This window comes from Paraburkholderia sp. RL17-373-BIF-A (genome assembly GCF_046030175.1).
GTDB lineage: Bacteria > Pseudomonadota > Gammaproteobacteria > Burkholderiales > Burkholderiaceae > Paraburkholderia.
The window spans coordinates 1-12,263 of record NZ_JARESO010000046.1 but is presented as its reverse complement, the minus strand read 5'-3'; the positions used below and the strand labels follow the sequence as shown (position 1 = coordinate 12,263).

The following is a 12,263-nucleotide window of genomic DNA, read 5'->3' as shown; positions in this document are numbered from 1 at the left end:
TGAACCAGCACTGAAGGGGATTTAAAGCGAAAGATTGAAACCGCGACCACGTGGGCGCCAGGCTAGCGTCCAGACAGCATTCAAGCGCTTACGCAATCAAGAAACCGCACTCGACGAAGGCTTCGCCGCGTCTTCCTTGTAGATCTCGCGCACGAAAGTCAAATGACGCTCGGCGGCCTTGCGCGCCTTTTGCGCGTCGCGCGCCATGACGGCGTCGTAGATGGCCTGATGCTGGCTCATCAACTGCTTTTCCATCGCGTCGTCGTAATCGATCAGCCGATGGTACTGGCGCATGCCTTCGCGAATCAGCGTATGGATGCCGTGCATCACATGCGCGAGCGCGATGTTGTGCGTGGAGTCGGCGATCGCGAGGTGAAATGCGGCGTCCAGTTCCGCGAGGTTCACGCGATCCTGCGACTGCGAGCCGGCCTTCAATGCTTCGAACGCCACGCTGATCTTTTTCAGGTCGGCGGCCGTGGCGCGCTCGGCGGCATACACCGTCGAAATCGATTCGAGCCCCTGGCGCAATTCCAGAATATCGGCACTGGTACGTGGATTTTGCAGCAGCAGCTCGGCAAGCGGCTTGGAGATGATCGGCGCCGTGACGTCGACCACCGTGAAACCGCCGCGCCCGGAGGTCTCGATGTAGCCGTCCGCTTCCAGCCTGATCAGCGCCTCGCGCAACGACGGCCGCGACACGCCGAGCTGCGTCGCCAGATCGCGCTCGGCCGGCAAGCGGTCGCCGGGCATCAGCGTGCCGTCCGAGATCAGTTGCTTGATCTGGTCGGACACCACGTCGGACAACCGTTTGCGTGTGAAGGACTGGATCGGGAGAAATGGCATGGGCAGCGGTGAGTGAAGCCGGTTGAGCGAGCGGTTTTCAGGCGGTGGAAGCGTCCAGGCGCGGTGCGCTGAAACGTTGCAGTCATACCGCGACGTTGCAACGAATTATACCGTTCAACCGAACACGCCGAATCCGCTTGTAAGGCAAGCCCCGAGCGCCGCGCGAGTTCTTCAGAGCCAGCTAGCGCGCCCCCGCCGCATAGAAACTCGCCAGATCGCGCTTGAGCGTATGCAATGCCGCGTCGTCGAGATAGATCATATGACCGGTCGGATAGTAGGCGATTCGCAAATTGGCGCGCAGCGGCCCATCCACGCCAAGATGCGCAAGCGCATATTCGGTCGCATAGAAAGGCGTGGCCAGATCGAAATAGCCGTTCACCGACATCACGCGCAAATGCGGATTCTGTCGCATCGCCTCGGCCAGATCACCCGCCGCGTACGGCACAGGCAGATGCTCGCCCCACCATTCGCGATGCTTCCAGTCCCACTGCGCCAACGCTTCGTCGTTGAAGACGCGGTAGCGCTCGGCCGGCGTGAAGTGCAGATCCTGAGCGAAATGCTGGTGCAGCGCCGCGTCGAAAGCACTTGAGACACTGCTTACCGACGCATCGTAATCAGGACGCTCGGATACGCTGTCGAAGTCGATGCCTTCGAAACGCGCATCGTAACGGCCGACGCTGCGCGCCTGATCGCGCAGCAATTCACTGCGATAACGAGACGGATAGAGACGCAAGCGGCTGCGCTTCACGTAGCCGACATCGAGGCCGGTGAACTGCGCGACTCGCGCGGCGATCGCGTCGCGCTCGGCGTCGGGCAGCGCATCACCTTGCGCGAGCGCCTGCGCATACGGGCCGCGCGCGAACGCGCGGGCTTCGTCGAGAAAGGCCGGCAGACTGGCCGGCTTCGGCACGATCTTGTCGTGATACCAGGCGATCGCCGCGAAGCTCGGCAGATAGCTTTCGCTTTTGAAATCCGAGCCGGCCGAAAACGCGGCCGAATCGAGCACCGACGACATCAGGATCACACCGTTGAGCGCGATATTGTTCTGCCCCAACTGATACGCGAGCATCGCGGCGCGCGCGGTGCCATACGATTCGCCCAGCAGGTACTTGGGCGAATTCCAGCGCTGATTCACCGTCAGATAGCGGTCGATGAATTGCGAAAACGCGCCGAGATCCTTATCGACGCCCCAGAAGTCTTTGCCGGTGCCATGGCCGACCACCCTCGACAGGCCCGCGCCGACGGCGTCGATGAATACCAGGTCGGTCGTATCGAGCAGGCTGTCGGGATTGTCGGCGAGCGTGTAAGGCGCGGGCGGCGTGATGTCGGGACTCGCGGTGCGCACCCGCTTCGGTCCGAACGAGCCGATCATCAGGAACACGGTGCCGGCGCCGGGGCCGCCGTTAAACAGGAACGTGACCGGCCGCTTTTCCGGCGTTTTGCTGGCCACGGTGTAAGCGACATAAAAGACGCTCGCGTTGGCCTGCCCCGTCCTGTCGCGCAACAACAGGTTGCCGGCGGTGGCCGTGTAGTCGATCTTGCGGCCATCGAGCCGGATGGAATGCTGCGTGACCGACGAGGTTTCAGGCGGTACCGGAATCGCCGCCGGCTCAGGTTTCGCGTTGCGCTGCGCCGTGCTGCCCGATGCTTCGTTCTGCGTCGTCGCGGCGGGGCGTGGCTGGCGAGGCGTGCGCTGCGGCGGGGCTGCGTGCGACTCATCGAGCGGTTGGTCGTTCGCCTCCGCGCGTTGATTGGGCGTGCCGCTCACGATGCGTGGCGCGTCCGGCGCAGATGCCTCGACGTCCGTGCTTGCAGCGGCTTCCGGCGAATCGTCTGGTTCAGCCGCCGCGCACATCGTGCTGAACGTGGCGAGCGCGAGCAGCACGAGCGCCATCGCGACGAGCGCGGCCGCCATCGATCCTGCCATCAGTGATTGGCGCAACCAGAAGGTGAAGCGAAGGCCCATGAGTTTCCCGACCGAGAGTCGATAGGCGCCGAAGTCCGGAAGGTCAATGGTTAAGACGAACTCGGCGCTCGATTTTTGACGCAAGCATTTGCGGCGTCAATCGAAAACTGGCGAGGACGCGCACTCCTCCCATAGCGCATCGCTGCGTGACGCTAATCGAAAAGCAAACGAAATGTTGACGAAAGACTCAACGACGCGGCAATGCACCGACGAATACAGCGATCCGCTCGCACGCATCGATGAGGCGCGCTTCGTCGACGACGAATCCCAGCCGCACGAACCCATTCGCCGTCTCGCCGAAAGCGCTCGCGTCGAGCAGCGATACGCCCTGCGCGCGAAACAGTTGCCAGGTGAAATCGACCGTATCGAGGCCCGTGCCGCTCACGTCCACCATCATGAACATGCCCGCCTCGGGCAACAGGCACCGCAAGCCCGGCACACGATGCAAACGCTCGAATACCACGTCGCGCCGGCGCCGGTAGATCTCACGCATCTCGGCGGCGATCTGAGCCTTGTGCTGCAACGCCGTCAATGCGGCCTGCTGGATGAAGCCGGGCAAGCCGTACAGCATCGCAAGCGCGAGCCGCCCCATATGCTCGATCAGTTCGGTGGGCCCGATCGCCCAGCCCACGCGCCAACCCGCCATCGCATGCGATTTCGACAGACTGCCGAGCGTCACGGTGCGCTCCGCCATGCCGGGCAGCGCGGCAATGCTCACGTGCTCGCGTTCGAAGGTCAGCTCGGCGTAGACCTCGTCGGACAGCACCCATAGGTCGTGCTCGCAAGCGAGCCGCGCGATACGTTCGAGATCGGCGCGTTGCATGACCACGCCGGTCGGATTGCATGGCGTCGCGAAGAAAATGGCCTTGGTTCGCGACGTGACGGCCGCCTCCAACGCGTCGCAGTCGACGTGAAACGCCCGCGCCGGATCGACCGGCACCGTCACGAGCGTGGCGCCGGCCGCGCGCACGCAGGCCTCGTAGGTCAGATACATGGGCTCGGGGACGATCACTTCATCGCCCGCTTCGAGCAGACACAACGATGCGGCGAACACACCGTTCTGCGCCCCCGCGGTGAGGATCACGTTGGCGGCGCTCGCGGCACAGCCGGTCATGCGCGCGTGTTCCGCGGCAATTGCCGCGCGCACCGGCTCGCGGCCGGACACGGCGCTGTAGTGCGTATCGCCGCCGCGCAAGGCCTCGATTGCACGCTCGACGATCGGCGCGGGCGTGGCGAAATCGGGGTCCCCCACGCTCAGCACGATGACGTCTTCACCTCTCGCCTCCGCCTGTTGCGCGACACGATGGATTTCCCACGCGGAGGTGCGCCGGCCCTGCAAGCGTTCGACCAGATTCGAGTACTTCATTGACCCCACCCCGTTTCCCATGGACCCGCCAATGTAAAGGGGCACGCGCGAAACGTCCAGATACGAAAAAGCGCCACGCGAGCGAACAGCCTCGCGTGGCGCTTGAGCGTTGCCCCGTTTTAAGGGGCGGCGCGTTAAAGCTGGCGGCGCAACTCCGCCGGCGGCACCTTCATCAGGTGCCGGTATTTCGCCACGGTGCGGCGCGCCACCAGCACGCCCTGATCGGCGAGCATTTTGGCGAGCGTCACATCCGAGAGCGGATCGCGCGTGTTTTCCGCGGCGATCATTTCCTTGAGCAGCGCGCGCACGGCCGCGGCCGAACACGTACCGCCGCTTTCCGTGCCCAGTTCGCGCGGGAAGAAGTGCTTGAATTCGAAAATACCGCGCGGCGTGGCCATATATTTGTTGCCGGTGGCACGCGAGATGGTGGACTCGTGCAGGCCGAGTTCCTCGGCGACGTCGCGCAGCACCATCGGCTTGAGCGCGATTTCGCCGTACTGGAAGAAGGCCTTCTGATGCGCGACGATGCATTCGGCCACGCGCTGAATCGTGTCGAAGCGTTGCTGCGCGTTACGGATCAGCCAGCGTGCTTCCTGCAGTTGCTGCGCGAGCGGCGAACGGCTCGCGCCGGCCGACTGCGCGAACAGTTCCGCATACATGCGATGGATTCGCGCGCGCGGCTGCACCGCCGGGTTGATCGCGACGACCCACTTGTTGCGGACCTGACGCACGATCACGTCCGGCACCACGTAGTTGTCTTCGGTACGGCCGTAGCTGTTGCCCGGTTTCGGGTCGAGCTTGCGCACCAGCGCGCAGGCCACCCGCAATTCTTCGGCGCTGCAGCCGATCTGCTTTTGCAGTTCGGCCTGCTCGCGGCGCGCGAGCCGTTCCAGATGATGTTCGACGATTTGCCGCGCGACTTCGCGCCCCGGCGTGTCGGCGGGCAACGCGTTCACCTGCAGCGACAGGCACTCGGACAACGAACGCGCGCCCAGACCCGGGCGATCGAGCGATTGCACGAGACGCAGCGCCACCAGCAATTCTTCTTCGGTCAATTCGGGTTCGAGATCGACGCTGTCCGCCAGATCGGCGAGTTCCTGGCGCAGATAGCCGTCGTCATCGAGCGCCTCGATGATGAAGCGGGCCACCGCGCGGTCACGGTCGTCGAGTCGGTAAAGGCGCAGCGAATCGTGCAGTTGCTCGCGCAAGGTCGGCTGCGAGCGCGCCCATTCGGCCGGGTCGCTGCTGTCCGAGTCGCCGTTCTGGCGCGTCGAACTGCGGCTGCTGTAGTCGCCGGAGAAGTCGCCCGGCATGTCGTCCTGGCCCGCGCCTTCCAGCGTATCGTTGGCGCCGGATTCAGCCTGCACCGAATCGGGTTCGGCGCTTGCGACGGTGTCGGCGGCGGGCAGCGCGCCGCCGTCTTCACCGGAGGTTGCGGTTGACAGCGCAACGTCTTCCGTCTCCGACGAGTCGTACTCGAGGAACGGATTGGTGTCGAGCGCCGTGCGCAACTCCTGCTGGAACTCCAGAGACGACAACTGCAACAGACGCACCGATTGCTGCAGACGCGGCGTGAGTGCGAGAGACTGCCTTGTGCGTAGTTCAATTGAAGGCATTGTAGTGAGGTCCCGTTAATAGCCGAAAAATGGTGAGTAACCTCCCAAGAGCAACTGTCGTACCAGCTTGCGCAACGCCCTGTTTTTTCTACGCTTTGCGTTTTCAGGCCCGCCAATTGCGCAGGCCGCCAGGCGCTTTTTTTACAAGCACCCGGCAAATTCCGGTCCCTCCCGCCGCGAGCCGCCGAGCGTGCCGCCCACGCTTCGCGGCGGCCCATTCCTCAGCCTAAATACCTGTGTCGTAACGGCTTTCCTGCGACGGCAGTCTTTTGACGCCATGGCGGGCACACCGCTTGCGTCCAGGCACTATGTGGACGGACGCCGGTCTTTGCATTCAACGCGCAAGCGCAGCGGATGCAGACCGTCATCCGGTGTCGATAACGGGCCCTGACGGAACCGTAGCGGCAACGATCCCACGCGTGTCATCGGCGGTTCCGGCCGCGATCGACCGCAGGCAACAAGACCGCAATTTTCATCAACACCCGAAGGAGAAACCATGAAGACCATCCAACTTTTGAAGACCGCAGGTAGCATCGCTTGTGTCGCTTTCGCACTGAACGCGACCAACGTCATGGCGCAGAGCAGCGCTCCGTCGGCGGCGTCCGAAACCATCGGCCAGCACGTCGATGACGGCACCATCACCACCAAGGCCAAGGCAGACCTGCTGGCCGCGAAGAACGTCAAGTCGACGCACATCCACGTGAAGACCCGCAAGGGCGTGGTGTGGCTCACGGGTACGGTGCCTTCGGCCGACGACAAGGCAGCAGCCGGCGAAGTCGTAGAGGCAGTGAAGGGTGTATCGAGCGTCAAGAACCATCTGAAGATCGCTGCTGAATAAGAGCGGCCGGTCGACCCGGGAAGTGCCGGCTTCGGTTGGCGCTTCTCGGTGCTTCTGGTTCAGGAAACAGAAAAGCCATCCGCGTTGCGGATGGCTTTTTTATGTGCAATCGGCTTCCGAATGGACGCCGATTGCGGTTAAGAAAGAACAATAACCGGCGCCCTATCGAGCGCCGATTGCTCAGCCACTTTTAGCGCTTGGCCGCCGCATATTGATCGCGCAGATCACGCACGCGGTCATGATTCTGCAGCACGCCCTGGTACTGCCGCTCGACGATCGCCCGCACATCCGCCGGCAATTCCTTTTCCAGCGCATCGTGATAGCGCTTCTTCGCGACGTCCTCGCCCTTCTCGCACTCGGCCAGAATCTCGTGGTCGCTGCGATCCGTCACGGCCGACTTCACGTCGACCCAGCCGCGATGCAGCGCGCCGCTCATGCTGCCGCCGGTTTCGGGCTTGCCGCCCAGCCCTTGAACCACGTCCTGCAGCTCACGCGCGCCGCGCGTGCAGTCTTCCGCACGTGACAGGAACAGCGTTTTCAACTGCGCGTCGTGCGCGTCTTCGGCTGCTTTGCGAAAGCCCTTCTCGCCGTCCTTCGACGTTTCGACCAGATCGTTCAACACGGAAACAACGTTCGTAGCCATTCAATACCTCCAAGGGTTTCGTTAGTCATGGAATCCGTCGCCGGAGAATCGTCAGGCTGTTGCCAGGCGCCCGCCCTCCGACGATGGAGTTCATGGATCTATTCGCACGAGCCGTGCCCGACGGCTATCGCCGTGGACGTATTGCGCGCTGCGACGACGACGCACGTGCAATCTTGCCAACGCGCGTAAATGTTGCCCGCCGCGAAGCCTCGCGACCGCCCGCAAAGCAACGCCCAGCGGGCTTCCGCTCGATGGCACAGCGGTTGCTTTATATGCTCCGCCCCCAGCACGCGTGCAACGCAACAACACACTGCAAGACGTGCCAATGGATTGAAAACAATGGGCAGGCAACAACGACAGGGAATATCACCATGAAGATCAGGAGCGCAGAATTTCTGGCCGCCGTCGCGATCATCACCTCGGCCGCCGTGATGCAGATTCGAGAACATGTGCAAGTGCGGGAAGCGCCGTCTGCGAATGCTCAGGCAACGTCGCCTTCGTGTGGCGTGATGCATGATGGACTCGTGCCGGCTGCTTGCGAGCCGACGCGCGACGAGCGCCAGGTGGAGCGCGCGCCGCAGCCGCAACGCAATGCGCCGCAAGTCTGGGTCTGAGCAGAGAGTCGAGTACTGACAGGCACCAAAAAAAACGGCCCGACTGATGTCGGGCCGTTCAGCTAATGACCGCAGCGAAAACGCGCGTCAACTCAAGCGCTCCTCTCGCTGAACTCACTGAGCGGCACAGGCTGCTTCAACGGATCGAAGTCGGCCCAGCGTCCCTGCTGCCAGCGTCCGCTTGCCCGCTCGATCGCCATGCCGCCTGCTTCGCGCAAAACGCGCGCGGCATCGAACTGATTATCCGGCGAGACGTGCACGGCCACGAGCACGCCGGAATCGCGCGTCTCCTCGTGAAATGCCGGACGATGGCCCGTATGGCCAGCGTCACGCGTTCGCGACATCGCCCCGACCAACGAGCCGACATACGCGCCGACGCCCGCGGCAATCAACGACACGATGATCGGCGCGGAGAACGCCGCGAAGATCCCGACGCCCACCACGGCGCCGACTACCGCCCCGATGGTGACGCCCATGCCGGCACCTTTGGGCGCATCCCTCGCGCCGGCATCAGTGCTGGTGTCGCCGCCGATCGGAAAACGCGCGTGCTGGCCACGCGGATTGACGAAGAACAGCGTGACGTCTTCCTCGACGAAACCTGCATTGAAGAGCTTTGCCGCCGCATCTTCAGCGGCGGGAAAAGTCGTAAAGCGTGCTGCGACGATGAGTGACATGAGGCCTCCTTGCATCGTTGGATAGCGTTTGCGGACCATGCCGCCGCATTTCGCCGCGCCGCACAGCGCGCGAGCGACGGCACGCGCCGGTACTACGCCGTGGTGCCGCGATCCGGTTCCATGCCTTCCACTCTGAACAGTCCGCTATGCAACACTACGCCATCACCGTCGTTCTGGTCGAGTGCTTCTGCGCAAACCGAACGGATACGTTGACGGCCTTTGTCGAAGGCGGCCATCAGCGCGGCTTCCAGGGCGGAATCGGCGCCGAAATGATCCTCGAGCGCTTCGGCGGTAATCGTGCAGACGACCGGTTCGCCATCCACCCGCGCCATGAAGCGCACGGTCAGATTCGCTCCGTCGAAAACCGGCTTGTCGTCGGAAAAAGTGATCTGCATAAGGGAATCCTCATAGGCCGGTCGCGGCAGGATCGCGTTCATGGCGAACCCTTCATTGCGCCGGCGAGTTGCTGCGCCATCGCGAGATGATGTTTGATGGTCGGCAGCGCGTGCAGAGCCGCCGCCTTGAGTTGCGCATCGGTGCCGCTGGTGCTTTCCTGCTGGAACAGATCGACCGCTCGCTGATGCGCTTCCACTCCGATCTGCTCGACGTAGGCTTGATCGAATTCCTTGCCCTTGAGCGTCTGGAGTTTGCCGACCAGCGCGGAATCCGCCGACGGCGTCGAGGTGAGGCCCTTCTTCGAGACGAGCGCCGCCATCGCGTGGGAGAGTTTCGTGTGGTCCGTAATCATCTGCTGCGCGAATTTCTTCACTTTTGGATCGCTGGAATTCTTCAGCGCAACCTTGCTGGCCGCGATTTCGGTGGCGTCGGCCTGCGAGGCGTCCTGCACGAATTGCTGATCCGCCGGCGAAAGCTTCGTGCCGCTGACCGGTGCATCGCTCGCCGGAGCGTCGCTGGCTTGCGCGTAGACCGCGCCGACGGACGCCGCGCTCAAACTGAGCGCGACAGTCATCGCTTGTAGGGAATACCGGAATTTCATGCACTTTCTCCCAGGTCGACGGATACACCGAAGCGGAACCGGTGAAACGTGGCGCGACATTCATCAAATGCGAATGCGCGCGCTCCGATCGTCACTCCGCTCATGCCGCCTTGCGCTTCGACAATTGCGCAATGAGCGTTCTGTTAAAAGCCGGCAGGTCGTCGGGTTTGCGGCTGCTGATCAGATTGCCGTCCTCGACCACTTCCTGGTCCACCCACGTGCCGCCCGCATTGCGAATGTCGTCCTGCAAGCTCGGCCAACTCGTGAGTGTGCGGCCCTTGATGATGCCCGCCGACACCGGCAACCACCCGCCATGACAGATCACGGCGATCGGCTTCTTCGCGTTGTCGGCGGCTTTGACGAAAGCTTGTGCCTGCGGCAGCAGACGAATCGCGTCGCCGTTCACCACGCCGCCCGGCAACACGACGGCGTCATAGTCGTCGGCGCTTGCCTCGTCGAACGTCGTGTCCACCTCGACGGCGTCGCCTTTGTCCACGTGCTTGAAACCCTGGATCTTGCCGGGCTTGGCTGAAATGACGTGCACCGTTGCGCCTGCTTCAGCCAGTGCGCGTCTTGGCTCGATCAGTTCTGCCTGCTCGAAACCGTCCACCGCGAGTACCGCCACCTCGTAACCCTTCAGCGTGTCAGACATGCACACTCCCCTTCCTGTAGGTGCTGGACCGGGCTTGTCGCGACGCCCGACCCCATCATTAATGTCAGTGCAGCAAAAGACGTGCCCACGCATTCGACCGCCTGCCCGAGCCATGCGCCCATCTGATCGGTGCCCGAAGCCGAAGCAGAATCAAAGACCTTGCGGGTCATCGTCGAGGCCATCATCGTCGTTAGCCAGCGGATCGATCACCCGGTCGGGCTCGATATCACCGTCCGGCACAAGCGTCGAATCACCGTCGGCAGCGGCGCGTTCGCCTGTGCCGGCACGATCCGTATCGCTGCCAAGTTCGGTGTCGCCGGTTTCGAGCGCGTGGTTGTCCAGTTCGGTATCCACGTCGAACTCATGACGCTTCGCACCGGCGACGTCGCTGCCGCTATCGGACGAATCGCTCGGACCGAGCGCGCCGGTCGTGCCGGCAGTTTGCTTGACGACCTGTTGCGGCTCTTCATCGGGATTCAGTGTGCTGCTCATCGCGCTCTCCTTGGTTCGTTCGTTCATTCAGTACCCGTAGCGAGAGTTCGCAAGGACCGTTCCGCTCGTTCACGAAGTAACCAGAAGCAACCAGAAGCAACCGGCAGCAGCCATGCGCGCCACGCCGAAGGCGGTGCCAGGCATTGCCTTTGCTTGCAGGCACAGTCACCGGCGCAAAGCGCGCCCTCTGCTTGAAACTTCTACCTGCGACGATGGCTGCCACACCTACTTCGATTCAACGCCGCCCTGAACGCGCGGACGACGACAACGCGAAACAGCCCGCGCCGGCCGCCATGCCGCCGGGCTTGCGCCATGCCGACGATACGAAAGCCTGCATCACGCGTCAGCGTGAGAAAGACGGCTTCGCGTACTTCGATGTGGCGGGCAAACGCATCGACGATGAAGACGAAATCAAACGCATCAATGCGCTCGCGATTCCACCGGCTTATGAGGACGTGTGGATCTGCCCGGATGCGCGCGGCCATATCCAGGCGACCGGCCGCGACGCGCGCGGCCGCAAGCAATATCGCTATCACGCGCGCTGGCGTGAGACGCGCGATGCCGACAAATACGAACGCATGGCCGAGTTCGGCCGCGCGCTGCCGAAGATCCGCGCCCGCGTCGCGCGTGACCTGAATCTGCCGGGCATGCCGTGCGACAAAGTCATCGCCGCGATCGTGCAGTTGCTCGACACGACGCTGATCCGGATCGGCAGCGTCGAATACGCGCGCGACAATCAGTCGTACGGATTGACGACGCTGCGCAAGAAGCACGTGAAGATCGAAACCGGCCAGTTGCGTTTCAGGTTTCGCGGCAAGAGCGGCATCGAACACGACGTGACGGTGAACAATCCACGCGTGAAGCGCATCGTGCGGCGCTGCGCAGAACTGCCGGGCCATGACCTGTTCCAGTACCTCGACGAAGACGGCACGCGCCGCACCGTCGGCTCCGCCGATATCAACGACTATCTGCGCCGCGCGAGCGGTGCGGATTTCACAGCCAAGGACTATCGCACGTGGGCCGGCAGCGTCTATGCGTTGGCCGCGTTGCGCCGCTTGATGTGCAGTAGCGCGGCGGAAGCGCGCCGTCATATCGTCGCGACCGTGAAGGATGTGGCGGCGTTACTGCGCAATACGCCGGCCGTGTGCAAGCGTTGCTACATTCACCCCGCGGTGATCAGCTCATTCGAAGCGGACGAATTGCAGAGCCTCGCGCCCGCTCAATCGCGCCGCGGGCTGAGAGTGGACGAGGTCGCGTTTGCCGCGCTGCTTGCGCAAGCCGAAAAACGCGCGGCGAAGCTCGCGCGGCAGGCCGGCGCGAAGGGGCGCAAGGCGCGCGAATCGGCGGTGGCCGACAGCATCGGCGATTCGATCACTAGCCTGCTGAAGAAGTCGCGTGTGGTGCGTAAAGCGAAGTCGCGTGTGGTGCGTAAAGCAGCGGCGGCAAAGGCAGATGCAAAGGCTGGTACGCAAGGAACCCGGCGCGCGACTGCATCTCGGGTTGCAGGCGTGGGGGGGGCGGGGGGGGGCCGCGCCGGCAAAAAACCCGCGCCGGGAAAAAAC

The 12,263-nt window shown here is 63.3% G+C and carries 13 protein-coding genes; 3 read left to right on the top strand and 10 right to left on the bottom strand.

The genetic code is table 11. The annotated features are described in order from the left end of the window. Positions 1 to 96: 96 nt before the first annotated feature. From P0D80_RS36350 to P0D80_RS36335, 4 genes are all read right to left on the bottom strand, one after another. Entirely contained in the window at positions 97 to 843 is a 747-nt protein-coding gene (locus P0D80_RS36350) for a FadR/GntR family transcriptional regulator (protein WP_408291039.1), read from the bottom strand. 181 nt (positions 844 to 1,024) lie between these two features. Further along, positions 1,025 to 2,809 carry a S10 family peptidase gene (locus P0D80_RS36345; protein ID WP_408291037.1) on the bottom strand — a complete coding sequence of 595 codons (1,785 nt, stop codon included), beginning with the start codon at positions 2,807 to 2,809 and terminating at the stop codon, positions 1,025 to 1,027. A gap of 187 nt (positions 2,810 to 2,996) precedes the next feature. Next, the gene (locus P0D80_RS36340) at positions 2,997 to 4,175 is read right to left on the bottom strand and encodes a pyridoxal phosphate-dependent aminotransferase (protein ID WP_408291035.1); all 1,179 of its coding nucleotides are present in this window, start codon (positions 4,173 to 4,175) and stop codon (positions 2,997 to 2,999) included. Between the two features lie 134 nt (positions 4,176 to 4,309). Further along, positions 4,310 to 5,791 carry an RNA polymerase factor sigma-54 gene (locus P0D80_RS36335; protein ID WP_408291033.1) on the bottom strand — a complete coding sequence of 494 codons (1,482 nt, stop codon included), beginning with the start codon at positions 5,789 to 5,791 and terminating at the stop codon, positions 4,310 to 4,312. Positions 5,792 to 6,287: 496 nt separating this feature from the next. On the opposite strand from P0D80_RS36335, the gene P0D80_RS36330 reads away from it, so the two are divergent. After that, on the top strand, positions 6,288 to 6,629 hold the full coding sequence (locus P0D80_RS36330) for a BON domain-containing protein (protein ID WP_408180000.1): 342 nt from the start codon (positions 6,288 to 6,290) through the stop codon (positions 6,627 to 6,629). A 190-nt stretch (positions 6,630 to 6,819) separates the two neighbouring features. On the opposite strand, the gene P0D80_RS36325 is transcribed toward P0D80_RS36330, so the two are convergent. Next, positions 6,820 to 7,272 (bottom strand): PA2169 family four-helix-bundle protein, encoded by a 453-nt coding sequence (locus tag P0D80_RS36325; RefSeq protein ID WP_132377396.1) that lies wholly within the window; start codon positions 7,270 to 7,272, stop codon positions 6,820 to 6,822. A gap of 371 nt (positions 7,273 to 7,643) precedes the next feature. Between P0D80_RS36325 and P0D80_RS36320 the strand changes: the two genes are divergently transcribed. Further along, complete coding sequence (locus P0D80_RS36320) at positions 7,644 to 7,886, top strand: hypothetical protein (RefSeq protein WP_408291030.1); 243 nt, start codon at positions 7,644 to 7,646, stop codon at positions 7,884 to 7,886. Between the two features lie 92 nt (positions 7,887 to 7,978). Here the strand turns inward: P0D80_RS36320 and P0D80_RS36315 are convergent, their stop codons facing one another. The 5 genes from P0D80_RS36315 to P0D80_RS36295 all read right to left on the bottom strand — a co-directional run bounded on the left by P0D80_RS36315 (position 7,979) and on the right by P0D80_RS36295 (position 10,701). Beyond that, positions 7,979 to 8,560: a hypothetical protein gene (locus P0D80_RS36315; RefSeq protein ID WP_408179998.1), complete on the bottom strand. Its 582-nt coding sequence runs from the start codon at positions 8,558 to 8,560 to the stop codon at positions 7,979 to 7,981. Between the two features lie 92 nt (positions 8,561 to 8,652). Beyond that, the gene (locus P0D80_RS36310) at positions 8,653 to 8,997 is read right to left on the bottom strand and encodes a DUF1488 family protein (RefSeq protein ID WP_408291028.1); all 345 of its coding nucleotides are present in this window, start codon (positions 8,995 to 8,997) and stop codon (positions 8,653 to 8,655) included. Beyond that, on the bottom strand, positions 8,994 to 9,557 hold the full coding sequence (locus P0D80_RS36305; protein WP_408291026.1) for a DUF4142 domain-containing protein: 564 nt from the start codon (positions 9,555 to 9,557) through the stop codon (positions 8,994 to 8,996). The genes P0D80_RS36310 and P0D80_RS36305 overlap by 4 nt, the downstream gene beginning before the upstream one ends. Positions 9,558 to 9,657: 100 nt before the next feature. Further along, a complete protein-coding gene (locus P0D80_RS36300; RefSeq protein ID WP_408291024.1) occupies positions 9,658 to 10,209 on the bottom strand; it encodes a type 1 glutamine amidotransferase domain-containing protein in 552 nt (183 codons plus the stop codon). 150 nt (positions 10,210 to 10,359) lie between these two features. Continuing rightward, the gene (locus P0D80_RS36295) at positions 10,360 to 10,701 is read right to left on the bottom strand and encodes a chemotaxis protein (protein WP_132377402.1); all 342 of its coding nucleotides are present in this window, start codon (positions 10,699 to 10,701) and stop codon (positions 10,360 to 10,362) included. 212 nt (positions 10,702 to 10,913) lie between these two features. Between P0D80_RS36295 and P0D80_RS36290 the strand changes: the two genes are divergently transcribed. Then, positions 10,914 to 12,263, top strand: a 1,350-nt coding sequence (locus P0D80_RS36290; protein WP_408291104.1) for a DNA topoisomerase IB, incomplete at its 3' end; no start/stop codon positions are given.